Origin of the sequence: Pantoea sp. GM_Pan_4 (assembly GCF_026541005.1) — a bacterium.
Lineage (GTDB): Bacteria > Pseudomonadota > Gammaproteobacteria > Enterobacterales > Enterobacteriaceae > Pantoea > Pantoea dispersa.
Window position 1 is genome coordinate 13,135 of record NZ_JALNUZ010000002.1, and the last position, 26,372, is coordinate 39,506.

25 protein-coding genes are annotated in these 26,372 nt (G+C 54.9%); 16 read left to right on the top strand and 9 right to left on the bottom strand.

The window, feature by feature from the left end:
• Nucleotides 1-118: 118 nt before the first annotated feature.
• Nucleotides 119-1,444: an MATE family efflux transporter DinF gene (gene dinF / locus OXR61_RS06040; protein WP_267411323.1), complete on the top strand. Its 1,326-nt coding sequence runs from the start codon at nucleotides 119-121 to the stop codon at nucleotides 1,442-1,444.
• Between the two features lie 159 nt (nucleotides 1,445-1,603).
• A complete protein-coding gene (locus tag OXR61_RS06045) occupies nucleotides 1,604-1,816 on the top strand; it encodes a CsbD family protein (protein WP_021507857.1) in 213 nt (70 codons plus the stop codon).
• Between the two features lie 70 nt (nucleotides 1,817-1,886).
• Here the strand turns inward: OXR61_RS06045 and zur are convergent, their stop codons facing one another.
• A complete protein-coding gene (gene zur / locus OXR61_RS06050) occupies nucleotides 1,887-2,408 on the bottom strand; it encodes a zinc uptake transcriptional repressor Zur (protein ID WP_021507856.1) in 522 nt (173 codons plus the stop codon).
• Nucleotides 2,409-2,856: 448 nt separating this feature from the next.
• On the opposite strand from zur, the gene traF reads away from it, so the two are divergent.
• The 3 genes from traF to pspG all read left to right on the top strand — a co-directional run bounded on the left by traF (nucleotide 2,857) and on the right by pspG (nucleotide 5,666).
• Nucleotides 2,857-4,104: a conjugal transfer protein TraF gene (gene traF / locus OXR61_RS06055; protein ID WP_031279760.1), complete on the top strand. Its 1,248-nt coding sequence runs from the start codon at nucleotides 2,857-2,859 to the stop codon at nucleotides 4,102-4,104.
• 90 nt (nucleotides 4,105-4,194) lie between these two features.
• Complete coding sequence (gene dusA, locus OXR61_RS06060) at nucleotides 4,195-5,190, top strand: tRNA dihydrouridine(20/20a) synthase DusA (protein WP_021507854.1); 996 nt, start codon at nucleotides 4,195-4,197, stop codon at nucleotides 5,188-5,190.
• A 209-nt stretch (nucleotides 5,191-5,399) separates the two neighbouring features.
• Nucleotides 5,400-5,666: an envelope stress response protein PspG gene (gene pspG, locus OXR61_RS06065; RefSeq protein WP_021507853.1), complete on the top strand. Its 267-nt coding sequence runs from the start codon at nucleotides 5,400-5,402 to the stop codon at nucleotides 5,664-5,666.
• Nucleotides 5,667-5,857: 191 nt separating this feature from the next.
• On the opposite strand, the gene OXR61_RS06070 is transcribed toward pspG, so the two are convergent.
• Nucleotides 5,858-6,841 carry a quinone oxidoreductase gene (locus OXR61_RS06070; RefSeq protein WP_021507852.1) on the bottom strand — a complete coding sequence of 328 codons (984 nt, stop codon included), beginning with the start codon at nucleotides 6,839-6,841 and terminating at the stop codon, nucleotides 5,858-5,860.
• Between the two features lie 73 nt (nucleotides 6,842-6,914).
• Here OXR61_RS06070 and dnaB point away from each other — a divergent pair, with 73 nt between their 5' ends.
• From dnaB to OXR61_RS06105, 7 genes are all read left to right on the top strand, one after another.
• Nucleotides 6,915-8,321 carry a replicative DNA helicase gene (dnaB, locus tag OXR61_RS06075; RefSeq protein ID WP_021507851.1) on the top strand — a complete coding sequence of 469 codons (1,407 nt, stop codon included), beginning with the start codon at nucleotides 6,915-6,917 and terminating at the stop codon, nucleotides 8,319-8,321.
• A 128-nt stretch (nucleotides 8,322-8,449) separates the two neighbouring features.
• A complete protein-coding gene (locus OXR61_RS06080) occupies nucleotides 8,450-8,941 on the top strand; it encodes an Lrp/AsnC family transcriptional regulator (protein ID WP_031279759.1) in 492 nt (163 codons plus the stop codon).
• Nucleotides 8,942-9,169: 228 nt separating this feature from the next.
• Nucleotides 9,170-9,784: a YitT family protein gene (locus OXR61_RS06085; protein ID WP_021507849.1), complete on the top strand. Its 615-nt coding sequence runs from the start codon at nucleotides 9,170-9,172 to the stop codon at nucleotides 9,782-9,784.
• Between the two features lie 45 nt (nucleotides 9,785-9,829).
• On the top strand, nucleotides 9,830-11,023 hold the full coding sequence (locus tag OXR61_RS06090; RefSeq protein WP_031279758.1) for an amino acid aminotransferase: 1,194 nt from the start codon (nucleotides 9,830-9,832) through the stop codon (nucleotides 11,021-11,023).
• Nucleotides 11,024-11,297: 274 nt separating this feature from the next.
• Entirely contained in the window at nucleotides 11,298-12,827 is a 1,530-nt protein-coding gene (locus tag OXR61_RS06095) for a catalase (protein ID WP_021507847.1), read from the top strand.
• Nucleotides 12,828-12,933: 106 nt separating this feature from the next.
• Nucleotides 12,934-13,350 (top strand): secondary thiamine-phosphate synthase enzyme YjbQ, encoded by a 417-nt coding sequence (locus OXR61_RS06100; RefSeq protein ID WP_021507846.1) that lies wholly within the window; start codon nucleotides 12,934-12,936, stop codon nucleotides 13,348-13,350.
• Between the two features lie 3 nt (nucleotides 13,351-13,353).
• The gene (locus tag OXR61_RS06105; RefSeq protein ID WP_021507845.1) at nucleotides 13,354-13,710 is read left to right on the top strand and encodes an MmcQ/YjbR family DNA-binding protein; all 357 of its coding nucleotides are present in this window, start codon (nucleotides 13,354-13,356) and stop codon (nucleotides 13,708-13,710) included.
• Here the strand turns inward: OXR61_RS06105 and OXR61_RS06110 are convergent, their stop codons facing one another.
• Both OXR61_RS06110 and uvrA read right to left on the bottom strand, forming a co-directional pair.
• Nucleotides 13,711-14,775 (bottom strand): NAD(P)-dependent alcohol dehydrogenase, encoded by a 1,065-nt coding sequence (locus OXR61_RS06110; RefSeq protein WP_021507844.1) that lies wholly within the window; start codon nucleotides 14,773-14,775, stop codon nucleotides 13,711-13,713.
• A 275-nt stretch (nucleotides 14,776-15,050) separates the two neighbouring features.
• A complete protein-coding gene (gene uvrA / locus OXR61_RS06115) occupies nucleotides 15,051-17,879 on the bottom strand; it encodes an excinuclease ABC subunit UvrA (RefSeq protein ID WP_021507843.1) in 2,829 nt (942 codons plus the stop codon).
• Between the two features lie 221 nt (nucleotides 17,880-18,100).
• Between uvrA and ssb1 the strand changes: the two genes are divergently transcribed.
• Nucleotides 18,101-18,643, top strand: coding sequence for a single-stranded DNA-binding protein SSB1 (ssb1, locus tag OXR61_RS06120; RefSeq protein ID WP_021507842.1), 543 nt, complete (start codon nucleotides 18,101-18,103; stop codon nucleotides 18,641-18,643).
• 61 nt (nucleotides 18,644-18,704) lie between these two features.
• On the opposite strand, the gene OXR61_RS06125 is transcribed toward ssb1, so the two are convergent.
• The 4 genes from OXR61_RS06125 to OXR61_RS06140 form a co-directional block, all read right to left on the bottom strand.
• Nucleotides 18,705-19,763, bottom strand: a complete 1,059-nt coding sequence (locus OXR61_RS06125) for a hypothetical protein (RefSeq protein WP_021507841.1) — start codon at nucleotides 19,761-19,763, stop codon at nucleotides 18,705-18,707.
• 26 nt (nucleotides 19,764-19,789) lie between these two features.
• Entirely contained in the window at nucleotides 19,790-20,254 is a 465-nt protein-coding gene (locus OXR61_RS06130; RefSeq protein WP_021507840.1) for an RES domain-containing protein, read from the bottom strand.
• Entirely contained in the window at nucleotides 20,251-20,694 is a 444-nt protein-coding gene (locus OXR61_RS06135; protein ID WP_021314045.1) for an antitoxin Xre-like helix-turn-helix domain-containing protein, read from the bottom strand. The genes OXR61_RS06130 and OXR61_RS06135 overlap by 4 nt, the downstream gene beginning before the upstream one ends.
• Before the next feature lie 72 nt (nucleotides 20,695-20,766).
• Complete coding sequence (locus OXR61_RS06140; RefSeq protein WP_021507839.1) at nucleotides 20,767-21,294, bottom strand: isochorismatase family protein; 528 nt, start codon at nucleotides 21,292-21,294, stop codon at nucleotides 20,767-20,769.
• A 126-nt stretch (nucleotides 21,295-21,420) separates the two neighbouring features.
• Between OXR61_RS06140 and OXR61_RS06145 the strand changes: the two genes are divergently transcribed.
• On the top strand, nucleotides 21,421-22,251 hold the full coding sequence (locus tag OXR61_RS06145; RefSeq protein ID WP_021507838.1) for an AraC family transcriptional regulator: 831 nt from the start codon (nucleotides 21,421-21,423) through the stop codon (nucleotides 22,249-22,251).
• 72 nt (nucleotides 22,252-22,323) lie between these two features.
• The gene (locus tag OXR61_RS06150; RefSeq protein ID WP_021507837.1) at nucleotides 22,324-23,277 is read left to right on the top strand and encodes a DMT family transporter; all 954 of its coding nucleotides are present in this window, start codon (nucleotides 22,324-22,326) and stop codon (nucleotides 23,275-23,277) included.
• Nucleotides 23,278-24,186: 909 nt separating this feature from the next.
• Here the strand turns inward: OXR61_RS06150 and OXR61_RS06155 are convergent.
• Nucleotides 24,187-24,582, bottom strand: coding sequence for a transposase (locus OXR61_RS06155; RefSeq protein WP_031279757.1), 396 nt, complete (start codon nucleotides 24,580-24,582; stop codon nucleotides 24,187-24,189).
• Between the two features lie 527 nt (nucleotides 24,583-25,109).
• Between OXR61_RS06155 and OXR61_RS06160 the strand changes: the two genes are divergently transcribed.
• Nucleotides 25,110-26,366: a polysaccharide biosynthesis C-terminal domain-containing protein gene (locus OXR61_RS06160; RefSeq protein ID WP_021507835.1), complete on the top strand. Its 1,257-nt coding sequence runs from the start codon at nucleotides 25,110-25,112 to the stop codon at nucleotides 26,364-26,366.
• Nucleotides 26,367-26,372: the final 6 nt, after the last annotated feature.

Here is a 26,372-nt window from a genome sequence, read left to right on the forward strand (position 1 = left end):
ATCTCCCCCGCTGCGGCGGCGCTCGCGCGCTGGCCGCAGTCTGCTTTAATCATACTTTTGTTCCCGGCCCGTAAGGCGCTCGCTCAGGCCGACTACCGTAACCCTCGGGATGGGGCTGATGCAGCTATTTTCCTCTTCTGATAAAGCGCTGTGGCGACTGGCGTTGCCAATGATCCTCTCCAATATCACCGTGCCGCTGCTCGGCGTGGTCGATACCGCCGTGATTGGCCATCTTGATAGCCCGATCTACCTCGGCGGCGTGGCCGTAGGCACCACGGCAACCAGCTTCATCTTTATGCTGCTGCTGTTTCTGCGTATGAGCACCACCGGTTTAACCGCGCAGGCGTTCGGGGCCGGCGATAAACAGGCACTGGCGCGCGCACTGATGCAGCCGCTGCTGATCGCTCTGGCCGCCGGGTTGCTGCTGGCGCTGCTGCGTTCTCCTGCCAGTAGCCTGGCGGCAACGCTGATGGGCGGCAGCGCGGCAGTCCAGCAGCAGGCGCAGATCTTCATTGAAATCCGCTGGCTTAGCGCACCGGCTACACTGGCTAACCTGGTGATTCTCGGCTGGCTGCTGGGCGTGCAGTATGCGCGTGCGCCGATGGTTCTGCTGATTGTCGGAAACCTGGTTAACATCCTGCTCGATCTGCTGCTGGTGCTGAAACTGCACTGGGGCGTTGCCGGTGCTGCCGCCGCCACGGCGCTGGCCGAATACGTGACGCTGGCAGTGGGATTATGGATGGTGGCGCGCGTGCTGAAACTGCGCGGCATCGATTTCAAACTGCTGAAAAACAGCTGGCGTGGTGACGCGGCGCGGTTATTTCGCCTTAATCGCGACATCATGCTGCGCTCGCTCATGCTGCAGATCTGCTTCGCCTCGCTGACCCTGCTGGGTGCACGCATCGGACCGGATGTGGTTGCGGTCAATGCGGTGCTGTTGATGTTCCTGACGTTTACTGCCTATGCGCTGGACGGCTTTGCTTACGCGGTGGAAGCCTGCTCGGGTGAAGCGGTAGGGGCAAAAGTTCGCAGCCGGCTGCTGCTGATCTGGCATGCCGCCTGTCGCCAGGCGGGTATCGTTGCGCTGCTGTTTGCGCTTATTTATGCGCTCAGCGGGCCGCACATTGTTGCGCTGCTTACCTCGCTGCAGCCGCTGCGTGAGATGGCCGATCGCTTTCTGCTGTGGCAGGTAATTTTACCGCTGATCGGCGTCTGGTGTTATCTGCTGGACGGCATGTTCATCGGCGCGACACGCGGCCGCGAAATGCGTAACAGCATGATCATGGCAGCAGCCGGTTTCGGTATCACTTTGCTGACGCTGCCGTGGTTAGGGAATCACGGTTTATGGCTGGCGATCACGGTGTTTCTGGCGCTGCGCGGCCTGACGCTGGGATGGATGTGGCGCCGCCACTGGCAGCGTGACAGCTGGTTCAGCCAGCCATAAGCGCAGCGCAGGCACCAGAATAATCTGTAATTCCGTGCACAATCCGAAGCGGCTACTATAATTATCTCAAACGGCGCAGATAAGTAGCGCGTTATATGGTTATTTCCGGCATTACATGAGAAATACACCATCTCACTCAGGAAGACGTGGAGGATTGTTATGAACAAAGACGAAGCGAGCGGAAACTGGAAGCAGTTTAAAGGGAAGTTTAAAGAGAAATGGGGCAAGTTGACCGACGACGATCTGACCGTGATCGAAGGGAAACGCGATCAGCTGGTGGGTAAAATCCAGGAACGTTACGGTTACGCCAAAGATGAAGCTGAACGTGAATTGAAAGACTGGGAAAGTCAAAACAAAGATTACCGCTGGTAAGTCTCCCGCTTTAAGGATGATGCTCCTACCCGCTGATCGTTACGATCGGCCTGGCACACGGACGTGCCAGTTACCCTTTACGCACCTTCTTCTTACTTTCCACTTCATGATCGTGATGACAGCTACCCGGCTGCGTGCAGGCCGCCACTTCGGCGCAGTTTTCACACAGGCCGTGCGCCTCAATAACGCTATGACGTAAGGTAAAACCTGCCTGAGCGGCCAACCCGGCGATGATCTTTTCCACGCCGTGCGCGTGCTTCTCACTGACGGCGGCACAGTTGTCGCACACCAGCATCACCGATGTGTGCGCCGGCTCGTCAAAATGGTGGCACACCACATAACTGTTATTTGACTCCACCCGATGAATAAATCCCTGCTCCAGCAGGAAATCCAGCGCGCGATAAATAGTCGGTGGTTTCGCCTGGGGTTCACTGATGCGCAGCTGGTCCAGCAAATCGTAAGCGCTAATGGAACCGTTCTGCTCCGCCATCAGGCGCAGCACTTCTGCGCGCTGCGTAGTGAGGCGCACGCCACGGTCAAGGCACAGAGATTCAGCCTGCGTGAGCAGTTGTTCGGGCGTGAGGTTTGGCATAAGCATTCTCCAGGTGAGGGGTGATGTTATTTTATCACACAAACTTTTACGCTGCTGCCATTGCTTTTTTACCTGATATTATCCAGGAAATGTCCGGCTTTCAGCCACTTATCTGCCGCGTTACGTCCTGGTACCTCCTTCTGTTAAGCCATGCTTTTCCTTCCTGAGTTTTTTCTCACAGGTTAACCCATCTTTTTGCTTTGCAACTCACTGACTTAGTGGCTATGGTTCAAAAGGTTTTAAGTAATTTCTGGCATCAATTTAGCTGACGTTCATATTTCTGCATAAAACAACAGCAGAATGGTGCGGGCGTGACCAATTCTGCGAATAGCAATGCTAATTCCTTTCAATTCACAGCAATAAAGCGTTAGCCAGCGTTCAGAATAGGGCTAATAAACTATTCCGTCGTAGAGACAGTCCACGACAATTAAAAGGTGATGGCAGACTCATGGTGAAGACATTATTCAGACGCAAGAAAATTGCTTATGTTGTTGGTTTTAATGCGGTATTTGTTACCACATCAGCATTTGCTGCTGGCACCTGGTACGATGCGCGTAACGATGCCATGGGGGGAACCGGTGTCGCTTCCTCAACCTGGAGCTCGGCAGTGCTGGCTAACCCGGCATTGATGACCAAAGCGCAGCCTGAAGATAACGTCAGCATCATTTTTCCTTCAGCCGGTGTGCAGATTACTGACAAAGACAAATTAGTGGATCGCGTAGACGAAATTACTGATACGGTGGACCGCTATCGTGACGTGATCAACAACATCACGCTGCCGGAGATCATCAATGGCGCGCCTCAGGTCAGAGCGGCGGCAGGTGATATGGCCAATCAGCTGCGCGATCTGCGCGGTGATAAAGCGAATGGCACCGCAGGCGTGGCGTTAGCCGTCAGCATTCCCAACGAGACCCTTCCTTTCGCCTTCATCACCAAAGCCTACGGCACGGCACACATCCGCGCTAACGTGGTACAGAGCGATATCACTTATCTGGACCAGGTCGCAAATGGACGCATTCCCTTGCCGGGCGACCAGAATAATCTGCGCTCCAGCGCCAACGGCCTGGCTGCGCTGATCACCGATTACGGCGTCGCAATGGCACATGAGTTCACCATCGCCGGTCACCCGGTCTCCGTTGGCGTCACGCCGAAGCTGCAGAAAACCTGGCTGTATAACTACACCGCCAGCGTTTATAACTACGACAAGAATGATATTAACGACAGCCGCTATCGCAGCACTGATACCGGTTTCAACGTCGATGCCGGTATCGCTACCGACTTCGCGGAGAACTGGACCTTCGGCGTGACCGGGCAGAACCTGGTCTCGCGCGATATCGACACCAAAGAGGTTAACGGCTATCGCGATACGTATCAGATTCGCCCGCTGGTAACTACCGGACTGGCGTGGAATCGCGGACCCTTTACTCTGACCGGCGATGTCGATCTGACCGAAACCAAACGTTTTAAATCGCAGGAGAGCAGTCAGTACGCTGGCGTGGGTGGTGAATATCGCGTGCTGGACTGGCTGGCGCTGCGTGCCGGCTATCGCGCGGATATGAAGTCGAACGATACCGATGTGTTTACGGCCGGTCTCGGCGTGTCGCCGTTCAACAACGCGGTGCATCTGGACCTGGCCGGTTCGGTCGGCAAAGACAATACCTGGGGGGCCATGGTGCAGCTCGGGTTTAACTTCTGACCACACGATGACGGGCGGCTGTGTCGCCCGTCACAGCTGTGATATCATTGCGCAGTTTCTCATCACTTAACTGCGGATTTACTGCGTTTCATGACCGATACATTCTCTTCGCAACGTTTCTCCATCGCCCCAATGCTGGACTGGACCGACCGTCACTGTCGCTATTTTCACCGTCAGCTGAGCGGCGACACGCTGCTGTACACCGAAATGGTGACCACCGGGGCCATCATCCACGGCAAAGGCGACTATCTGGCCTATAGCGAGGCGGAGCATCCGCTGGCGCTGCAGCTGGGCGGTAGCGATCCGGCCGCGCTGGCAACCTGTGCAAAGCTGGCAGAAGCGCGCGGATACGATGAGATCAACCTGAACGTCGGTTGTCCGTCCGATCGGGTACAGAACGGCCGTTTTGGCGCGTGCCTGATGGGTGAGGCGGCGCTGGTCGCGGACTGTATCAAAGCGATGCGCGATGTGGTCAGCATTCCGGTCACGGTGAAAACCCGCATCGGTATTGACGATCAGGATAGCTACGCCTTCCTGTGCGACTTTGTCGGCACCGTGGCGCAGCAGGGCGGTTGTGATACGTTCATTATTCATGCGCGTAAAGCGTGGCTGTCGGGTCTCAGCCCGAAAGAGAACCGTGAAATTCCACCGCTCGACTATCCGCGCGTGTATCAGCTGAAGCGGGATTTCCCGGCGCTGACTGTCGCGATCAACGGTGGCATCAAAACGCTCGATGAGGCTAAAGCGCATCTGCAGCACCTGGACGGCGTGATGATGGGGCGCGAGGCCTATCAAAATCCCGGCATTCTGGCGCAGGTTGATCGCCAGCTGTTTGGCCGCGAGACACCGGTGGCCGATCCGGTCGCCGTGGTGCGTTCCATGTACCCTTACATCGAAGCCGAACTGGCACAGGGCACCTATCTGGGACACATTACGCGCCACATGCTGGGCCTGTTCCAGGGCATTCCCGGCGCGCGCCAGTGGCGCCGTCACCTGAGCGAAAATGCCCACAAACCGGGCGCCGACGTCCGCGTGCTGGAAGCGGCGCTGGCGCTGGTGGCCGACCGCATTGTGCAGGAAGCCTGATCCCGCGAGCCGGCCTGGTCAGGCTGGCAGGACGGTTCAAACCGCACGGTTTCGTAGTGCGGTTTTTAATTCACCACCAGTTAGTCAATTTCACCAAACCAATTTCCTCTCTGTCCTGCATCAAAGCGATAATTCAAAGGCTTAGCGATCGGCACGACCTGGCACGTATCTTGTAATACCTTCTGCATTACTGATACAGGAGAGCGCTCGTGGAAATATTATTCGTTATCGGCTTTTTTATGATGCTGCTGCTGACTGGTGTATCGCTGCTGGGCGTGATTGCCGCGCTGGTGGTGGCCACCGTGGTGATGTTTCTCGGCGGGCTGTTTGCGCTTGTTATAAAATTGTTGCCGTGGCTGGTACTGGCGGTGGTTGCCGTGTGGCTGTATCGCGCATTTAGCACGCCGCAGGGAGAGGTGAAACTTAACCGGCTGAAAAGGAAAATCAGCCACTTAGAGAAGAGAAGCTGGCGTTAAATGCGGTTACGATCACAGAGTTGGTGATTGCTTAGTACGAATTCGCAATTAAACATATTTTTTACTTATGTTTTCTGTCAGGATAGGTAAAGAAATTCAGACGAATTCATCGCCGCTGTCCCTACACCAGCGCGAACTATAAAAAAGAAAGAAAAGGGCTTCCTTCGGGAAGCCCTTCATCATTTCTGCTATCAGGGAATTAACAGGCTGGAACCCTGAGTGGCACGACTCTCCAGCACCTGATGCGCACGTACCGCATCGCTCAGGGCAAATTTCTGCTGCTCCGGCACGTTAAGCTGAATAGCGCGGCTGGCGATGAGCGAAAACAGTTCGCCGCTGGCGCGATCGAGTTCTTCACGGTTGGTGATATAGCCAAACAGGGAAGGGCGGGTGACAAACAGCGAGCCTTTCTTGTTGAGAATGCCGAGGTCAACGCCGGTCACCGGGCCGGAGGCATTACCAAAGCTCACCATCAGGCCGTGGCGGCGCAGGCTGTCGAGGGATGGTTCCCAGGTATCTTTGCCCACTGAGTCGTACACTACCGCCACTTTTTCACCGTTGGTCAGTTCGCTGACGCGCTGGGCGATATCCTCTTCGCGATAATTGATGGTGGCCCAGGCACCGGCATCTTTGGCGATCTGCGCTTTCTCCGCAGAACCGACGGTGCCAATCAAATGCGCGCCCAGCGCTTTCGCCCACTGGCAGGCAATCAGGCCCACGCCGCCCGCGGCGGCATGAAACAGGAAAATTTCATCGGCTTTTACTTTGTACGTCTGACGCAGCAGATACTGCACCGTCAGGCCCTTGAGGAAGGAGGCCGCAGCCTGCTCAAAGCTGATGCTGTCCGGCAGAATCACCAGCCGATCTTCCGCCACATTGTGCAGCTCGCTGTAGGCGCCCAGCGCGGCCTGACAGTACACCACGCGATCGCCCGGCTTGAAACGCGAAACCGCGCTGCCCACTTTTTTCACGATGCCTGCCGCTTCAGTGCCGAGGCCGGACGGCAGCGAGGAGACCGGATACAATCCGCTACGCACGTAGGTATCGATGTAGTTAATACCAATCGCCTTGTTCTCCACCTGAACTTCATGCTCGGCGGGATCGGCTAGTGTGAAATCGACCCATTGCAATACTTCCGGGCCGCCGTGCTGGTTGAACTGAATTCGCTTTGCCATTCTGACTCCTGTGATTGTTCATCCTGGGACGGTATACTTGCGCGTCCCTTTCACGATCGGTAATGCATTCACTATGGCAGGAAATAAACCCACCAACAAATCGAACGAACCCCGCGATCGGCAGCTCGAAGGCGTGAAAATGCCGCCGCACTCTCTCGAAGCGGAGCAGTCGGTGCTCGGTGGGTTGATGCTGGATAACGAACGCTGGGATAACGTCTCCGAGCGCGTGGTAGCTGAAGACTTCTTCAACCGCTCGCACCGCATGATTTTCTCTGAAATGCAGCGCCTGCTGGAAGCCGGTCAGCCTATCGATCTGATCACCCTGTCAGAGTCGCTGGAAACCCGCGGCGAGCTGGAGATGGCGGGCGGCTTTGCCTATCTGGCCGAGCTGGCAAAAAATACCCCAAGTGCGGCAAACCTCGGCGCTTACGCCGACATCGTGCGTGAACGTGCGGTAGTGCGTGAGATGATTTCGGTGGCCAATCAGATCGCTGATGCTGGTTACGATCCGCAGGGCCGTAGCAGCGAAGAGCTGCTGGATTTTGCTGAATCCAACGTCTTTAAAATTGCCGAACAGCGCGCCAATAAGGATGAAGGCCCGCAAAATATCGAGCAGATTCTCGAAGCGACGGTATCGCGCATTGAAGCGCTGGTATCAACGCCGCATGATGGCGTCACCGGCGTCGATACCGGCTATCAGGATCTCAACAAGAAAACCGCCGGTCTGCAGGGTTCAGATCTGATCATTGTCGCGGCGCGTCCGTCGATGGGTAAAACCACTTTCGCCATGAACCTGTGCGAAAACGCCGCCATGCTGACAGACAAACCGGTGCTGATTTTCAGTCTCGAGATGCCCAGCGAACAGCTGATGATGCGTATGCTGGCCTCGCTGTCGCGCGTTGATCAGACGCGTATCCGTACCGGTCAGCTGGAGGATGAAGACTGGGCGCGCATCTCGGCCACCATGGGCATCCTGTTAGAAAAGAAGAACATGTTCATCGATGACTCGTCCGGTCTGACGCCAACCGAAGTGCGTTCACGCGCGCGCCGCGTGTTCCGTGAAAACGGCGGCCTGAGCATGATCATGATCGACTACCTGCAGCTGATGCGCGTACCGGCGCTCTCTGACAACCGTACGCTGGAGATCGCCGAGATCTCACGCTCGCTTAAAGCGCTGGCGAAAGAGCTCAATGTACCGGTGGTGGCGCTGTCGCAGCTTAACCGCTCGCTGGAGCAGCGCGCCGATAAGCGTCCGGTTAACTCGGATCTGCGTGAATCGGGCTCGATCGAGCAGGATGCGGACCTGATCATGTTCATCTATCGTGACGAGGTGTATCACGAAAACAGCGATCTGAAAGGCATCGCCGAGATCATCATCGGTAAACAGCGTAACGGCCCGATCGGCACAGTACGTCTGACGTTCAACGGCCAGTGGTCACGCTTTGATAACTACGCCGGACCGCAATACGACGACGAATAATCGCGCTTCCGCAGTTGCATGCACGATTTGTGCATGCATTTCACGTCATCAGAAAATAGTGTTGGACAACCTCGTCAATTATCAGGTTATCTGTAGCAAAGCGAATCCTATAACGCTGTGGATACAGAATGACTCAGGTAGACGATTACGACCTTAAGATACTGACACTACTACAATCTAACGGCCGCCTTACCAACCAGGAACTCAGTGATTTAGTCGGACTTTCGGCGTCGCAATGTTCACGCCGGCGCATTAATCTCGAACAGGCAAATCTTATTCTTGGCTATCACGCGCGGCTCTCGCCAGACGCGGTAGGGCTGGGCATGGTCGGCTTGATCGAGGTGCGACTAAAAAATCACACGCCCGATTACGAAGAGAGTTTTCACCGCATGGTGGAGCAGGAAACGGCGATTGTCGACGCGTTCAAAACCACTGGTGACGCCGACTATCTGTTAAAAGTCGCGGTGGCCGATTTAGCGGCGCTGAGCGCGCTGATCAGTCAGCTCGTCGCTGGCCATCAAAGCGTGGCGCACGTGAAAACCTCGGTGGTACTCAACCGTTTAAAAGAGAACGGCTTGATGATGATCCCCGAGCACAAAGTGCGCCAAAAGAGTGCATGATGTGCCAGTGTGGTGCATATTTGTGCCGTTTTTCGCGCAAAGCGCGCACCAAAAACCGAATTTGTGCATGCATCGATTATTTTACAGCAGATTGATGCACATAAACCTGCAATAAAGCGCCTTAGTTATCAATTGGATAATCGCTGGCACCCATCGGCGGCGACAGGAAGCCGCCGATGTGGTGCGTTTTTTGCAAATGAACGCCATCATTTGCAAAGAGATCGCGCCATGGATAACGCTGTACAACCTTCCCGCATTCCCCACACCCGTACAGAAGATGCGCTGGCTATCGTGCTTGGCACGCTGATGGTGTCGTTTGGCGTCATTTTGCTGAAACAGGCGGGCGCGCTGACCGGCGGTACGGCGGGCGTGGCTTTTCTCATCAGCTACCTGTCGCCGCTCTCGTTCGGCAGCGCCTTCTTTCTGATTAACCTGCCGTTTTACTGGCTGGCCATTCGTCGCATGGGCTGGGAATTTACCCTGAAAACCTTCTGTGCGGTGGGGCTGGTATCGCTGTTCACCCATTTGCACCCGCTGTTTATCCATTTTTCTGCGCTAAATCCGTTTTATGCGACATTGTTCGGTAACGTGGTGATGGGGATTGGGTTTATAGTGTTGTTTCGTCACAAAGCCAGCCTCGGTGGTATCAATATTCTGGCGCTCTGGCTGCAGGATCGCTCTGGTCTGCGCGCCGGCAAACTGCAAATGGCGCTGGATACCTGTGTGGTACTGGCCTCGCTTTTTGTGGTATCGCTGCCGATGCTGCTGGCCTCCATCGCCGGCGCGGTGATGCTCAATCTCATCATCGCCATGAATCACCGTCCCGGCCGCTATTTTGTTTGATGACGTCGACCCACACATTTATGAATAATCATGGAGATCTGCACCGTGTTTCAAAACGTTGATGCCTATGCTGGCGATCCGATTCTGTCGCTGATGGAAACCTTCAAACAGGACCCGCGTGACCACAAGGTGAATCTGAGCATCGGCCTCTATTACAACGAAGCCGGCATCATTCCTCAGCTGCAGGCGGTGGCCGCCGCGGAAGAGCGTTTGCAGGCGCAGCCACATCAGGCTTCGCTCTATCTGCCAATGGAAGGGCTGGGTCCATATCGTAACGCCATTGCGCCGCTGCTGTTTGGTAAAGAGCACCCGATGCTGCAGGCGGGGCGCATTGCTTCCATCCAGACGCTGGGCGGATCCGGCGCGCTGAAAGTGGGCGCAGATTTCCTGAAGCGTTACTTCCCGGACGCCAGCGTATGGGTCAGCGATCCGACATGGGAAAACCATGTGGCGATCTTTAACGGTGCCGGGTTTAACGTTAACACCTACCCGTGGTACGACGACGCCACCAACGGCGTGAAGTTCGATGCCTTCATCGCCAAACTGAAAACGCTGCCGAAGCAATCCATCGTGTTGCTGCATCCGTGCTGCCACAACCCGACCGGTGCGGATCTGACCAACGCGCAGTGGGATCAAACTGTTGAGGTCCTGAAAGCGCAGGAGCTGATTCCGTTCCTCGACATCGCCTACCAGGGCTTTGGTGCCGGCATGGAAGAGGACGCTTATGCGATTCGCGTGATTGCCGCGGCGGGCCTGCCGGCGCTGGTGAGCAACTCCTTCTCGAAAATCTTCTCGCTGTACGGTGAGCGCGTTGGCGGGCTGTCGATTGTCTGCGACAGCGCAGAAGAGTCGGCACGCGTGCTGGGTCAGCTGAAAGCGACCGTGCGTCGCAACTACTCCAGCCCGCCGAACTTCGGTGCTCAGGTGGTTTCCTGCGTGCTGAACGACGAAGCGCTGCTCAACAACTGGCTGGCGGAAGTGGAAGCGATGCGCCTGCGCATCATCGAAATGCGCCAGGTGCTGGTCAATGTGCTGAACAGTAAACTGCCCGGCAAAAACTTTGATTATCTGCTGAAGCAGCGCGGCATGTTCAGCTATACCGGCCTGAGCGCGCAGCAGGTGGACCGCCTGCGCGAAGAGTTCGGCGTGTACCTGATCGCCAGCGGCCGCATGTGTGTCGCCGGTCTCAACAGCCGCAACGTCAATCAGGTGGCTGAGGCGTTTGCTGCCGTAATGTAATTGACGCGGTGCCTGTCAGCCCGCGGCTGGCAGGCACCCGTTTCAGTCATCCACGCATTGTCTGTTCCCGCTGTACTTTCTCCCGCACCCCGCTTTTCCACGCTTCTCTTTGCCAACCATGCTGGCTGACGGCCGCATTCCGCATGGGTATAACACCTTAACTCCGGGTAATCGGGACGGGTCTTGTGTGTTCCTGTTAGTGAGGGCGCTATTTTTTGCCGGCGCGCTTTGGCGCACTGCCAGAGCGCTCGCCAATCACAATAAGGAACCGCCCATGAGCTATTTCCCCTCCGCACTGAAACCCCTCTGCATTGCCATGACGCTGGCGCTCGCACTGCCTGCTGCGGCCGTTGAGCTGACGCGTGATAACGGCGCGCCGGTCGGCGATAACCAGAATTCACAAACTGCCGGCGCCAATGGCCCGGTGCTGTTACAGGACGTGCAGCTGATTCAAAAGCTGCAGCGCTTTGATCGTGAACGTATTCCGGAACGTGTGGTGCACGCGCGTGGCACCGGCGCGCACGGTGAATTTCGCGCCAGCAAAGATATCAGCGATCTGACTATCGCTGAGGTGTTTAAACCGGGAACGGTGACGCCGGTCTTCGTGCGCTTCTCCAGCGTGGTGCACAGCAAGCATTCGCCGGAAACGCTGCGCGATCCGCGTGGTTTTGCCACCAAATTCTATACCAGCCAGGGCAACTGGGATCTGGTGGGCAACAACCTGCCGGTGTTCTTCATCCGCGATGCGATCAAGTTCCCTGATATGGTGCACGCGTTTAAACCGGATCCGCGCACTAACCTCGATAACGATGCGCGCACCTTCGATTTCTTCTCCCACGTGCCGGAAGCCACGCACGCGCTCACCATGCTGTTCTCCAACATGGGCACGCCGGCGACCTATCGCGAAATGGACGGTAACAGCGTGCACGCCTACAAGTTTGTGAACAGCAAAGGCGAAGTGCACTACGTGAAGTTTCACTGGAAAACGCTGCAGGGCGAACGCAACCTCGATCCGGCTGAATCGGCAGCGATCCAGGGCCGCAGTTACAGCCACATGACTGAAGATCTGGTGGCGGCGATTAACCGCAAAGCGTTTCCGAAGTGGGATCTCTACATTCAGACCATTAAAGCCAGCGAACTGGATAAGTTCGATTTCAATCCGCTCGACTCCACCAAAATCTGGCCGAACGTGCCCGAGGTTAAAGTCGGGCAGATGGTGCTGAATCGCAACGTCGACAACTTCTTCCAGCAAACTGAGCAGGTGGCAATGGCGCCGTCCAATCTGGTCCCGGGCATTGAGCCGTCTGAAGATCGCCTGCTGCAGGGCCGCCTGTTCTCTTATGCTGATACCCAGCTGTACCGCGTGGGCGCGAATGGCCTTAGCCTGCCGGTCAACGCGCCGCGCGTACCGGTCAGCAACGGCAATCAGGATGGCCTGATGGACAGCGGTAACGCCGATGACAAGGGCGTTAATTACCAGCCAAGCCGCATCTATCCGCGTGAAGAGCTGCAAAGCGCGCGTTACAGCCATACGCCGCTTAGTGGCAGTACGCAGCAGGCGATGATCGCCAAACCGCAGAATTTCCGCCAGGCAGGGGAACTGTATCGTTCCTTTAACGCGAAAGAGCGGGGCGATCTGATCACCTCGCTCGGTAGCGCGCTGAAAAGCGCCGACGCGCAAAGCCGGCTGGCGATGCTCTCGTTCTTTTATAAGGCCGATAGCGAGTACGGCACGCGTCTGGCGGCGGTAACGCAGGACGATATCACCACGGTAAAAGCGCTGGCTGACAAGCTGAGCGACTGATGCGCCGGCGGCAGAGCAAGCGCTCTGCCGCTTTTTCCCGCTGAAGGGTTTACCTTTCGCCGACATGCTGCACACTTAAGTAAACGGTTTAACCCAGGAATGTGGCATGTGGCAGCAACAAACTCTCACGCTGAGCGCGAAGGCGCGCGGCTTTCATCTGATCACCGACGAGATTGTCGGCCAGCTTAATGGCTTAACGGACCTGCGCATCGGCCAGCTGCATCTGCTGTTGCAGCACACCTCAGCGTCGCTGACGCTCAATGAAAATTGCGATCCTACGGTGCGCAGCGACATGGAGCAGCACTTTCTGCGGCACGTTCCAGAGGATGCGCCCTATCAGCACGACTATGAAGGCGCTGACGATATGCCGGCGCACATCAAATCGTCACTGCTTGGCGTATCGCTGCTGATCCCGGTCAGCCGCGGCAAACTGCTGCTCGGCACCTGGCAGGGGATCTGGCTGGGTGAACATCGGGTACACGGCGGCGCGCGGCGCATCGTCGCCACCTTACAAGGGGAATAAAACATGAACACGTCGGATTTACTGACCTACTGCATGAGCAAACCGGGCGCTTCACAAAGTTATAAAGATGAGTGGGACGCAACCCAGGTGAAAAGCGATGGCGTGCTGTTTGCCATGGTACATGACGTTGAAGGACGACCGGCGTTGTCGCTGAAGACCTCGCCCGCGCTGGCGGAGTTGTTGCGCGATGAACACCACGATGTGTTTCCCAGTGAACATCTCAATAAGTCGCACTGGAGCACGCTGTGGCTGGATGGATCGCTGAAAGATTCGCAGATTTACTATCTGGTTGATGCATCGTGGCAACAGGCTGACGCCACGCGCGCGGCGGGCGTCAGCCATGATGATGAGACGCGCTGATTAAGCCGCAGACTCTTCACGCAGGGTGTTGATATCAATCACGAAGCGATACTTCACGTCGCTTTTCAGCATGCGCTCGTAGGCATCGTTGATTTGGTTCATGGCGATCAGCTCAATATCTGAGGTGATGCCGTGCTTGCCGCAGAAATCCAGCATCTCCTGGGTTTCGGCGATACCGCCAATCAGTGAACCGGCAATGCTGCGACGCTTGAGGATCAGGTTAAACACCTGTGGCGCCGGATGATCGTGCTCCGGCGCGCCGACCAGCGTCATGTTGCCGTCGCGCTTCAGTAGGGCGATAAACGGGTTGAGATCGTGCTGCGCGGCGACGGTATTTAAGATGAAGTCGAAGCTGTTGGTATGTTGTGCCATCTGGTCAGCATCTTTCGAAATCACCACTTCGTCAGCGCCGAGGCGTTTGCCATCTTCAATTTTTGACGGTGAGGTAGTGAACAGCACCACGTGCGCGCCCATCGCATGCGCGATCTTCACGCCCATATGGCCGAGGCCGCCCAGACCAACGATACCGACTTTTTTGCCGGGACCGACATTCCAGTGACGCAGCGGGGAATAGGTGGTGATACCGGCGCACAGCAGCGGCGCAACGCCCGCCAGATCGAGGTTTTCCGGTACGCGCAGTACAAAACTTTCATCAACTACCATGCTGGTGGAGTAGCCGCCGTAGGTGATGGCGCCGGTTTCACGATCCTGGCCGTTGTAAGTGCCAACAAAGCCGTTTTCACAGTACTGTTCGAGTCCTTCCTGACAGCTTGGGCAGCTGCGGCAGGAGTCGACCATACAGCCGACGCCGACTAAATCGCCCACTTTATATTTGTGCGTGTGCGCGCCAACGGCGGTGACGCGACCCACGATTTCATGGCCTGGCACCACCGGGAATACGGTGTTGCGCCATTCGTTGCGCGCCTGGTGCAGGTCCGAGTGGCAGACGCCACAGTACAACACTTCAATCTGCACATCATGAGCGCGCAGTTCGCGCGGCTTATAATCGAACGGGGCGAGTTTGGCTTTCGCGTCCTGTGCGGCATAGGCATGCGTAATATTCATGGTGTCTCCAGTCAGATGTGTCGTGAGTATTTTTTGCGAGGGGTCCGTTCAGTGATGACACTGAAGGACAGAGGCGCGTCAGCGGCGCCAAAAGGAACGCAGTAAGAATAGTCAGCGGGACGCGATGCGTATATGCCTGAAGTTGTCTGTTTCTTGCCTGTTTCTGCATTTGCTAAGGCATTCAGACAATGGCACCGGCTGGCGAGTAACCGGAGCGGTGAGCCGTGGCGAGATCAGAAAAAACGCGCCGCAACAGCGGGTGCGGCGCGTTAAACCTATTTTTTCAGCATCGGCTTGAGGAAGCGTGCAGTATGCGATTTTTCGCACTGTGCAACGGTTTCCGGCGTACCAGCCACCAGGATTTCACCACCGCCGCTGCCGCCTTCCGGACCGAGATCGACAATCCAGTCAGCGGTTTTGATCACGTCGAGGTTGTGCTCAATGACCACGATGGTATTGCCCTGATCGCGCAGTTGATGCAGCACTTCCAGCAGCTGCTGGATGTCGGCAAAATGCAGGCCGGTGGTCGGTTCATCTAGAATGTACAGCGTCTGACCGGTGCCGCGCTTCGACAGCTCACGCGCCAGCTTAACGCGCTGCGCTTCACCGCCGGACAGCGTGGTTGCCGACTGGCCAAGACGAATGTACGACAGACCGACATCAATCAGCGTCTGCAGCTTACGCGCCAGTGCAGGTACCGCATCAAAGAACTCACGCGCCTCTTCGATGGTCATCTCCAGCACTTCGTGAATGCTCTTGCCTTTGTATTTAATCTCCAGCGTTTCGCGGTTATAGCGTTTGCCTTTGCACTGATCGCACGGTACATAAATGTCAGGCAGGAAGTGCATTTCGACCTTAATCACGCCGTCGCCCTGACAGGCTTCACAGCGCCCGCCGCGCACGTTAAAGCTGAAGCGGCCCGGATTGTAGCCGCGCGAACGCGCTTCCGGCACGCCGGCAAACAGTTCACGCACCGGGGTAAAAATCCCGGTGTAGGTGGCCGGGTTTGAGCGCGGCGTCCGGCCGATCGGGCTCTGATCGATGTCGATCACTTTATCGAAGTGCTCCAGCCCGGCGATCTCGCGATACGGCGCAGCTTCACCGCTGGTAGCACCATTCAGCTGGCGCTGCGCAATCGGGAACAGCGTATCGTTAATCAGCGTTGATTTGCCGGAGCCGGACACGCCGGTGATACAGGTAAACAGCCCAACCGGAACCGTCAGCGTGACATCCTTCAGGTTATTACCGCGCGCGCCGCTCAGTTTCAGTACTTTGGACGGATCGCCTTTCACCCGCTCTGCCGGCACCGCGATTTCACGCTTGCCGCTGAGGAACTGACCGGTGAGAGAATCTTCGTGCGCCATAATGGCATGCACATCACCCTCGGCTACCACCTGGCCGCCGTGCACGCCAGCGCCCGGACCGATATCGATAATATGGTCAGCGGCGCGAATCGCGTCTTCATCATGCTCAACCACGATCACGGTATTACCGAGATCGCGCAGGTGAATCAGCGTCGACAGCAGGCGCTCGTTGTCGCGCTGATGCAGACCGATGGACGGTTCATCCAGTACGTACATGACGCCAACCAGACCGGCACCAATCTGGCTCGCCAGACGAATACGCTGTGCTTCACCGCCGGACAGCGTTTCCGCTGAACGCGACATCGACAGATAATTCAGGCCGACGTTGACCAGGAAGCTCAGACGGTCGCCAATTTCCTTCAGCACTTTCTCGGCGATCTTGGCGCGCTGGCCGCTCAGCTTGAGATTGCGGAAGAAGTCCATGGCGTGGCCGATGCTCATATCCGAGATGGTCGGCAGGTTGGTATCTTCCACGAACACATGGCGCGCTTCACGACGCAGGCGCGTCCCTTCGCAGCTGGCGCAGGCGCGGTTGCTGATAAACTTCGCCAGCTCTTCGCGCACCGCGTTGGATTCCGTCTCTTTGTAGCGGCGCTCCATGTTATGCAGCACGCCTTCGAACGGATGACGACGCACCGAGGTATCGCCGCGATCGTTGATATATTTGAACTCAATGTTCTCTTTGCCGGAGCCGTACAGAATCACTTCGCGCGCTTTGTCGCTCAGGCTATTGAACGGCGCTTCAACATCGAAATCCAGATGTTCCGCCAGCGAGCGCAGCATCTGGAAATAGTAGAAGTTACGGCGATCCCAGCCGCGAATGGCGCCACCGGCCAGCGACAGCTCCGGATTTTGTACCACGCGATCGGGATCGAAATATTGCTGAACGCCGAGGCCGTCACAGGTCGGGCAGGCACCGGCCGGGTTGTTGAACGAGAACAGGCGCGGCTCCAGCTCACGCATGCTGTAACCGCACACCGGGCAGGCAAAGTTGGCCGAGAACAGCATCTCTTCGGTATCGGGATCGTCCATATCCGCGACGATCGCCGTGCCGCCACTCAGTTCCAGCGTCGTTTCAAAGGATTCGGCCAGACGCGTCGCCAGATCGTCACGCACGCGGAAACGATCGATCACCACCTCAATGGTGTGTTTCTTCTGCAGCTCCAGCTTAGGTGGATCCGACAGATCGCACACTTCGCCATCGATACGTGCGCGGATGTAGCCCTGCGCCGCCAGATTTTCCAGCGTTTTGGTGTGCTCGCCTTTGCGATCTTTTACCACCGGCGCCAGCAGCATCAGGCGCCGACCCTCTTCCTGCGCCAGGACCTGATCGACCATCTGGCTGACGGTTTGTGCCGCCAGCGTGACGTTATGATCCGGACAGCGCGGCTCACCCACGCGGGCAAACAGCAGACGCAGATAGTCATGAATTTCAGTGATGGTGCCGACGGTCGAGCGCGGGTTGTGCGACGTCGATTTCTGCTCAATGGAAATGGCAGGCGACAGCCCCTCAATGTGGTCTACGTCCGGTTTCTCCATTAAGGAAAGAAACTGGCGCGCATAGGCAGAAAGCGATTCAACATAGCGGCGCTGGCCTTCGGCATACAGCGTATCAAACGCCAGCGAAGACTTACCGGAACCCGACAGACCGGTCACTACAATGAGCTTGTCGCGTGGGATGATCAGGTTGATATTCTTCAAATTATGGGTGCGAGCACCGCGGACTTCAATCTTATCCATTCACCTTTCCCGGATTAGGCAACGCTCGCCATGCCTTGCCAGCACGACCAGCAGAAACGCATCATTATGGCACAAAAAATAAACTGAATAAATATCCAGTGTTTTTGCTATCCTGTCACGGTCGAAAAACTGGAATCCCGCTCGAAAGTGGGAAGCGTCATTGTGACGTGATACAATTTTTCGCTTAGACTTTTAGCATCAACTCATCGGGAGACAGCAACATGGCCAGTCGTGGCGTAAACAAAGTGATTCTTGTCGGGAATCTGGGTCAGGATCCGGAAGTGCGCTACATGCCGAATGGTGGCGCGGTAGCCAACATTACGCTGGCCACGTCAGAGAGCTGGCGCGACAAGCAAACCGGTGAAAACAAAGAGATCACCGAATGGCACCGCGTCGTGCTGTTCGGCAAGCTGGCCGAAGTCGCCGGCGAATATCTGCGTAAAGGTTCGCAGGTCTACATTGAAGGCCAGCTGCGCACCCGTAAATGGCAGGACCAGAGCGGCCAGGACAAATACACCACCGAAGTGGTGGTGAACGTGGGCGGCACCATGCAGATGCTGGGTGGTCGTCAGCAGGGCGGCAATGGCGGTGGCGCACCCATGGGCGGCCAGGGCGGCGGCAACAATAACGGCTGGGGCCAGCCGCAGCAGCCGCAGGGTGGGGGCAACCAGTTCAGCGGCGGCGCGCAGCAGCGTCCACAGCAGCAGAGCGCACCGGCGAACAACGAACCACCAATGGATTTCGACGACGATATCCCGTTCTGATTGGCGTACCGATCAACGCGTTATCCAGCCCTCGCTTCTGCGAGGGTTTTTTTATTATTTTCTATTTAATTATTGCATTGAAATTATCCAGTGCATTTTTCTTTAGGTTTTCAAAGTTACTTTTAATGATGTCTTCCTTGTTTTTTATTTCAGATGTTTCGAAATAAGGTTTTTCTTTAAGACAGGTTAATCTTGAACTGTACCAATTTTCATTTCTATGTGTAAAAACACGATATTCACCTTCATTAAGTAGTAGGTAATATTTTTCTCCTTTTCCTGCAAGCATCATTGATGCATCATTACATTTGAATGTTTCGGTAGCATCCACAGGAATACTGATGTTTAGAGCAGTATTAAATACTAGCTTTAAATTAGATGTTATTATTAATAGAGTGACAATGGCTGTCATGGTTAGTGGGATAAATAGAGGGAATGAGTCTCTAATAATAATAATATCTTTTTTATTGACGTTGGTGCTGGTTTTTTCGAAGAAAAATAAAGCTACCCCTGCAGAGGTAACTGCCAGTGAAACATATGTCATGAGAATCAAGCCCGCATAGAGAATGACACAAAAGCGTGATGCAGTCTGGTCATAAGTTAAATCGGCGATGTTCATAAAATCGTGTCTGGCTTGCGCATAGGCGTAGAAGGAGCCTACTATCCAGCCGATTTTAACTATCCATGACGTGGCACTTTTGTAATGCTGGTTGTAGATGTTACTTTCAGAAAGGAAGACGCTGGAAGAAAGGAAAAGTAATACTGTCGAGCTTATTAACAATAAAAGTGAAACTGTTTTTTCGGTCTGAAAAAGATAAGATAAGATAGCACAGAAAAAAATAATTGAAGAATAAAGTGCTAATACAATGCTGGAGTTGTATTGCGTTATTATCTTTCTGTGCTTAGGGCTCTTAATAATGCCTTTGTGGGATGGGCTTCTGAAAAATCCTTTAGCCATAAATGTAAAAAAAATGATCAGAGAAAATAAAAACAATACTAACGCTGTTATACTTCTTTTAACTGTTTCTATTTTGGCTAACAAAGTTATTGAAATACAAAAGTAATAAATGACTGCGTAGTAAAAGTAAATTATTCTTTTAGCGGTTAATTTTGCTGTTTTCATTTAATGTCCTTTTACGCGAGGAAAAATCATCCCTTTATAAGGCGTTGATCAAAGACAAAAGGTAATTCTTTCACTCTGGTAAGAGCGCTTTTAAAAGAATGATGAAGCGGATTTAATATTGCTTTGTTTTCCATCGGGATAATCGTTGAAGGTAGCATCAGCGCGGCGCCTTCAGCGGATTGCAGCCAGCCGGTGCCGAGATCCATTGTCGACAGTGGCGCTGGATCATGACGCCAGTCCGGCGGTAAAAATGCTTCAGCAAGATAGGCAACTTCAGCATCCGGGATGTCGATACTGAATAAGGTGTACTCATCCAGCACCGACTCTCTTCCGATATGGACCAGCACTTCCAGTGCTGCGAGTGACACCGACGTGGCAACATAAATGGTGGGATAGCCTTTATGATTCCAGCGTCCACCATACTGTTTTGCCCCATAACCGGACCAGGCTTCAGCCGCATACTGGCTCTTCGTCAGCCGATAAAAAATCACGAGAAAACACCGTGCTCCAGACGACCGATCAGATCGAGAACATCCAGCGCACCGCTCTCCGTCGTCAGTAAGGTGATGGGCGCAACATTGCCTAACCCTTTCACCGGTCGGCTCAGCCACTGGGTGGCCTCTTCTTTATTACCAGCAAAAAGCTGAACGGCGGCATCCATCACGCGGACGAAGCGGGCGACACGTTCACTCTCGTCGGGTGACAGACTTTTACCCGTGCTTTTACGACGGGCAATGTTGCGTTCATTAATCCCTGTGACCTTCATGATTTCGGCGCGCGTCATGGCCGACCAGTGACGGATATCATCAATGACGGCCACCGGCAAACCGGCTTCCAGCATACGCGTTAACTCAATACCACGTGGAGGCAGGCCAGCAACCCGCCACAGCGCGTTGTCATTGGCTCCATGCTGAGGAATATAAGCTCGCATCTGAAAACTCCATACAGACAAGTGTCCTGCTCTATTATTGACACTTGTCAGATTATTTCAATAGCGCAACCCTTAATGCGCGCGCCACTCCCGCAGTAATTCTTCCGTGGTTTTAACCCGCACCGGATTGCCCGGCATGATCAAATCCGCCCACACTTCGTTGTGCTGATTAATAAGTTGCTGCGCCGACACATAAGTGCGATCGGCGGTGGTGTGGGCGTCGGCCGCCACGGTGATGTGATAGCCAAGGCTGGCCCCGACTTTGATGGTGGTATCGACACAATAATCGGTGGCGCAGCCGCAAATGACAAAGCTTTCAATCTGATGCTGTTCAAGCTGCGCCGCGAGCCCGGTTTGCCAGAAGCTGTCGCAGGCGGTTTTGGTGATGTAAAGCGCGTCGGCGGGTTGTTCCAGTTCGGCGACTATTTGCCAGTCTGCGGAGTCAGCGGCTAAATCCGGCCCGCTATGCTGAATAAAAATGACCTGATCGGCGGCGGCCATCAGCTGATTAATGCGCGCGCAGCGTCCGGCGCGGTCGTAACGCGGCGTTGCCAGCACGCCATTTTGCATATCCACTACCATTACCACCCGTTGTGCCATTGTCGCCTCCTTTATAGGTCAGGCCCCAGTGTCGCGCTGAACGGGTAGGCGCGTAAAGCGATTGGGCTTTGCTTTTTTGGTGCGCGCCGCGCATGCTTACTGCCTGATAGCGTATGGAGGTGTGTGGTGACGGTGGTTCCTGAAGTCTTTCCCTGTGAGCAGGATCGTGCGCAGTTTCAGCACTTTGCTGAGCTGCCGGGCATTGAGCTTTATCAGGCGCACATCTCCCGCTACGCTTTTGAGCCCCATACCCACGAAGCCTTCGGGATTGGCACCATCGAATCCGGCGCGCAGCGCTTTCGCTACCGCGGCACCAATTATGTCGCGCCGGTGCATTCGCTGGTGATGATGAATCCCGATGAACTGCACACCGGTGAATCGGCCTGCGCCGAAGGCTGGCGTTATCGCATGATCTATATCGATCCGGCGGAGATGGATCGGCTGACCGGCGATCGCAACTGGTGGTTCAGCGATGCGCTGCGCACCGATGCGCGTCTGGCACAACCTTTCTCCCATGCGCTGGCACAGATGTGGCAGGCGCAAAGTGCGCTCGAGCGGCAGGGCGCGCTGCTGGATCTGCTGGAGTGGCTGCGTCCGCTGGCGCAGCAGGGCGTCGCGCGGCCGCGCGAAGGCGCCCACCGCTTTGATGTGGTAAAAGCCTGGCTGCGCGATAACCTGGCAGAACCGGTGCGGCTGGAGGAGCTGGCGGCGCTGGTATCGCTGTCGCCGTGGCATTTTCTGCGCAGTTTCAAACAACACTTTCACGTCACTCCCCATCAAATGCTGATGGCCTTCCGCCTGTTCGAGGCCAAGCAGCGGCTGGCGCAGGGCGAGAGCGCCGCCAGTGTGGCGGCGGCGGTTGGCCTCACCGACCAGGCGCATCTGACGCGGGCGTTTGCCCATCGCTACGGCATTACGCCGGGACGCTATCAAAAGCAGGTGTTCAGCGCACGTTAACCGCAATCTGCTACAAGCCTTTCACCTTTTCCTGCGCCACACTGTGGCGGATTGAAGATAAAGGAAAGGTGTATGTTTGCAGGAATAGTGTTTGCCCTCGCGGCGGGGCTGATGTGGGGCATGATTTTTGTCGGGCCGCTGCTGATACCCGATTATCCGGGCACGTTGCAATCGGCGGGTCGCTATGTTGCCTTTGGTCTGGTGGTGCTGCCGCTGGCGTGGCTCAGCCGGCGCCGGCTAAAACAGCTGACGCGCCCGGACTGGACGGAGGCGGTGAAGCTGTCGCTGGTGGGCAATCTGCTCTATTACGCCTGCCTCGCCAGCGCGATTCAGCGCACCGGCGCACCGGTCTCCACCATGATCATCGGCACGCTGCCGGTGGTGATCACCGTTACCGCTAACCTCTGTTATGGCCACCTCGAAGGGCGACTGCCGTGGCGCCGCCTGATGCCCGCGCTGGTCATCATTGCTGTCGGGCTGGGCTGCGTCAACGCGGCGGAACTGCACGGGCAGGGGTCGGCATTTGATCTCTGGGGCTACCTGAGTGGTCTGCTGCTGGCGGTGCTGGCAGTGGTGTGCTGGACCTGGTATCCGCTGCGCAATGCGCGCTGGCTGCGCGAACATCCTCAGCACAAACCGTCGAGCTGGGCCACCGCGCAGGGGCTGGTGACATTGCCGCTGGCGCTGGTGTTTTATGGGCTGGTGAGCCTGCAGATTCACTGGCAGCAGCCCGATTTCGCTTTGCCGTTCGGCCCGCAGCCGGCGCGCTTTATCTGGCTGATGCTGGCGATTGGTTTGTTCTGCTCATGGCTGGCGGCGCTGTGCTGGAATGCCGCCAGTCAGCGTTTGCCAACGGTAGTGATGGGGCCGCTCATCGTATTCGAGACGCTCTCTGGCCTGCTGTGGACCTTTATTTACCGCCAGAGCTGGCCACCGCTGCTCACCAGCATCGGTATCGGCTGTCTGATCGTTGGCGTGATCTATGCCATGCGCATTAAACCGCAGCGCTTGACCGCACTTCCTTAACCCTGCCCTGCTGCTGAGTCATCCACTCAGCAGCGCTTTCCTCTGATATTTTAGGAATTTGACCAGCCGATAATCCCGCCTCAGTGACCTGATACTGGCCGCCACGCGCACGCTATATAACCGAGCAGCGCTACGGCTGCCCGGTTTTCATTCTCTTCCGCTATAAAACTCTCTGCCGTCAGCACGGTAAAAGGTCGACTTTAGCTGCCTTTTAGCATTCCGGTGGGATAAAAAAAGCGCATATCGGGCAACAATTCGCCGGTTTAGCGCGTAAAAAACTCTCCGCCAGTCGGATTTTTACCCGGCTGTGGCACTGAAAATCCAGCGTGAGAAGCCACCTTAGCCTTAAGCGTTACCGGCATTGTTAAGAATGATTCCCAACAGCTGCCAGAAAAAAAGATTAAAGATGACGATGGATTTAAGCGCAGTATTTACCGTGGATAACCGTTTTTCGGCTTTATAGTTTAAACATCATAACGTTTTTGAACCGGAGTATTCCTGGTGTGGTTTAAGAGTTAGCCGACTAGCGCTGATCGCCAAAGCGATCATAAACGCAGCGGCCAGATCCAGTTTAAAACTGAGCCAATGTGTGAGCGGTTACACCGTGTTGTTCATTAACGCTTAACAGAATTGTCTGTGATCAGGTCTGATTATTAGTAATCGTGAAGTAATAGACTAAGCACCAATCTCACCGAAATGAGATTGGGCTAAGTCTAAATGGCTTGAAACGCGAGGCTTTTGCTGGTGTGAATCAATTTTACCGCAAAAAAGGAAGTGATTCCGTGATGGCATTCATCAGGAAAAAGTGGTTCGAATTGTTATGTAGCGAATGCCGAATTTAATGATCTTCATCTCTTCTGGTAAGAACAAATCTCAGCATTAAGTCATATAACATCGGCCTCAATGGTATTAGCGATTATCGGAACCGGAAGGGTAATGATAAACGCTACGGCTAATATCCAGTAAACGACAGCTGCGACGGGTACCGATGTCGAAAGTGGTTTGCAGGAAGTTGACCGCCTGACGCTTTTCATTCGTAGTGAAGAAGTTTTTCAGCACGCTTTGCAGCATCTCCTTGTCGGAGCTCAGGGTCTGCAGCTCGCGCGTAAGGTTCTGCAGTTTATCCTCCAACTCCTTGATTTTTCGACCCTCCTCTGAAGAAAGCCCGGAGAACTTCTTCTTCCAGCTATAGAAGGTGGCCTCGGAAATGCCCAGCTCCTCACAAATCTCCCTGACTTTCACTCCCGTTTCAGAAGCTTTAATGGCATTTGTGATTTGCTCTTCGCTATATCGTGACTTTCTCATAAATGCTCTTACCTTTCTTATCAATTAGTGGATGAGAATTACTGTATTAATATCTGGTACTGCAAAAACGGTATTAATGCAGTATTAAAGTGCGCGATTAGAATTGCGAGGGTTAAATTAAGTTATTTAGAATAAATATCATCATGGGATAAATCTTATTTTATTCTGAATGCCATTGAACGCCTTCCTGGTGCTGGGTTTTTGATATAGATTCATTCCATCCCAAATGCAGAAAAATACGACAATCATTGGAAATTCGGCATAGCCTGCTTGCAAAAAACTCAGGATATGCCTGTGAACTTTTGTCCTGAATTCGGGTTGAAATCGTTTACATCCATCGGGCTTCGCACCAGGTTTAATCGGAATTTTCCTGAATTTAATCGCTAAACTCTGACGCGAGTCTCATTTTTCGGACCAGCCTGGTTTGAAGTTATTAAATTGTGTCAGGCCCACTGAGCGCTTGTTAATTCATTTCAAGGACGTTGTACCGAAAAGCAGTTGCTGTACGTAATACTAAGGACCAGTCAATGAAATTGAGCGTAATGTCTAATGCCGCCTGGATGATGTCTGAGAAGATCGTCTCGGTATTCGGCGTCATATTTGTGACCTCCTACGTGGCAAAATCCTTTGGCCCAACGGTGTTTGGTCAAATGGCGTTTTCGACCTCGCTGTTCTCCATGGTGCAAACCGTGGCGATTTTTGGTACCGAAACCATCCTGTTCAAGCGCATCAGCAAAAGTGCGCCGAAAGGCCTGCGGCTGATGACCGTGGCGCGGACCATGCGCCTGGTGCTACTGTTGCTGACATCAATCCCGGTGTTGATTTGGGTCTGGTACAACATGCAGGAAAACTTCCTTGCGTTTGCACTGGCCTCGTTTATCTCGTCGGTGTTTGTCACCCAGGACACGTTCAGCGTTTATAACAATGCGCGACTGGCGTCGCGGCTCAATACCATTGCTAACTCGGCCGGCTTGCTGCTGGGCTTTGCCATGAGCTTCACCATCGCCTGGCTGCATCTCAATCCACTGTGGCTCACCGCCTCGATTGTGGCCGTCACACTGGTGCCGTACGCCATCAAGCGCGTCAATTTCTATCGCGAACATCAGGATCTGGCACCGCCGCAGGACAAGCGCACCACCTACCTGCGCTACCTGATGTATGCCGGCCTGCCGCTGGCCATCTCCAGCATCTTTATCTCGGTGCAGGTGAAAGCCGCACAGATGTTCCTCGCGGGCATCGCCTCAGCGCGCGACCTTGGCCTGTTCGCCGCCGCGAATACCATTTCGGCTTCCTGGATTTTTATCCCGGTTGCCATCATCACTTCCTGCTTCTCGGAGATTTTCCGCGAGCGTGGAGCAGCCGCGATCAAGCTCACCGCGCGGCTGAACGGCTATGTCATGGGAGTTTCATTGCTGTTATTAGCGGTGATCGCCTTATACGGCGAAAAAATCATCATCGCTTTATATGGTCACGAGTACACACAGTCCGGAAGTCTCATTACGTTACTGTCGTTAGCAACCTGCTTTTCGGCAATGGGGACCGTCGCTTATCGCTACATGGTGAAAGAGGGCGGGTTTAACTATCTGTTGAAGAAGATCATTTGTCTGATGGTCATCAGCCTGCCGCTGTCGTGGTGGCTGATCCAGGGCTACGGCATCATGGGTGCCGCCTGGAGCGTCTTCATCACGGAGTTACTGTCCCTGACCGTAATGAATTACTTCTTCAAAAACGGCGTCATCCAAAAAATTCAGGTTTCCTCACTCAACTACAAAACCTACAAATGAGGTCAG

Bases quoted from the DNA above. Each gene is read 5' to 3' on its own strand.
- traF (WP_031279760.1), top strand. From the start codon at position 2,857: ATGGTGAAGACATTATTCAGACGCAAGAAAATTGCTTATGTTGTTGGT.
- OXR61_RS06095 (WP_021507847.1), top strand. From the start codon at position 11,298: ATGAGCTATTTCCCCTCCGCACTGAAACCCCTCTGCATTGCCATGACG.
- OXR61_RS06105 (WP_021507845.1), top strand. From the start codon at position 13,354: ATGAACACGTCGGATTTACTGACCTACTGCATGAGCAAACCGGGCGCT.
- zur (WP_021507856.1), bottom strand. From the start codon at position 2,408: ATGCCAAACCTCACGCCCGAACAACTGCTCACGCAGGCTGAATCTCTG.
- OXR61_RS06150 (WP_021507837.1), top strand. From the start codon at position 22,324: ATGTTTGCAGGAATAGTGTTTGCCCTCGCGGCGGGGCTGATGTGGGGC.
- uvrA (WP_021507843.1), bottom strand. From the start codon at position 17,879: ATGGATAAGATTGAAGTCCGCGGTGCTCGCACCCATAATTTGAAGAAT.
- dinF (WP_267411323.1), top strand. From the start codon at position 119: ATGCAGCTATTTTCCTCTTCTGATAAAGCGCTGTGGCGACTGGCGTTG.
- dnaB (WP_021507851.1), top strand. From the start codon at position 6,915: ATGGCAGGAAATAAACCCACCAACAAATCGAACGAACCCCGCGATCGG.
- OXR61_RS06125 (WP_021507841.1), bottom strand. From the start codon at position 19,763: ATGAAAACAGCAAAATTAACCGCTAAAAGAATAATTTACTTTTACTAC.
- OXR61_RS06100 (WP_021507846.1), top strand. From the start codon at position 12,934: ATGTGGCAGCAACAAACTCTCACGCTGAGCGCGAAGGCGCGCGGCTTT.
- OXR61_RS06080 (WP_031279759.1), top strand. From the start codon at position 8,450: ATGACTCAGGTAGACGATTACGACCTTAAGATACTGACACTACTACAA.
- ssb1 (WP_021507842.1), top strand. From the start codon at position 18,101: ATGGCCAGTCGTGGCGTAAACAAAGTGATTCTTGTCGGGAATCTGGGT.
- dusA (WP_021507854.1), top strand. From the start codon at position 4,195: ATGACCGATACATTCTCTTCGCAACGTTTCTCCATCGCCCCAATGCTG.
- OXR61_RS06110 (WP_021507844.1), bottom strand. From the start codon at position 14,775: ATGAATATTACGCATGCCTATGCCGCACAGGACGCGAAAGCCAAACTC.
- OXR61_RS06140 (WP_021507839.1), bottom strand. From the start codon at position 21,294: ATGGCACAACGGGTGGTAATGGTAGTGGATATGCAAAATGGCGTGCTG.
- OXR61_RS06155 (WP_031279757.1), bottom strand. From the start codon at position 24,582: ATGAGAAAGTCACGATATAGCGAAGAGCAAATCACAAATGCCATTAAA.
- OXR61_RS06135 (WP_021314045.1), bottom strand. From the start codon at position 20,694: ATGCGAGCTTATATTCCTCAGCATGGAGCCAATGACAACGCGCTGTGG.
- OXR61_RS06160 (WP_021507835.1), top strand. From the start codon at position 25,110: ATGAAATTGAGCGTAATGTCTAATGCCGCCTGGATGATGTCTGAGAAG.
- OXR61_RS06045 (WP_021507857.1), top strand. From the start codon at position 1,604: ATGAACAAAGACGAAGCGAGCGGAAACTGGAAGCAGTTTAAAGGGAAG.
- OXR61_RS06085 (WP_021507849.1), top strand. From the start codon at position 9,170: ATGGATAACGCTGTACAACCTTCCCGCATTCCCCACACCCGTACAGAA.
- OXR61_RS06070 (WP_021507852.1), bottom strand. From the start codon at position 6,841: ATGGCAAAGCGAATTCAGTTCAACCAGCACGGCGGCCCGGAAGTATTG.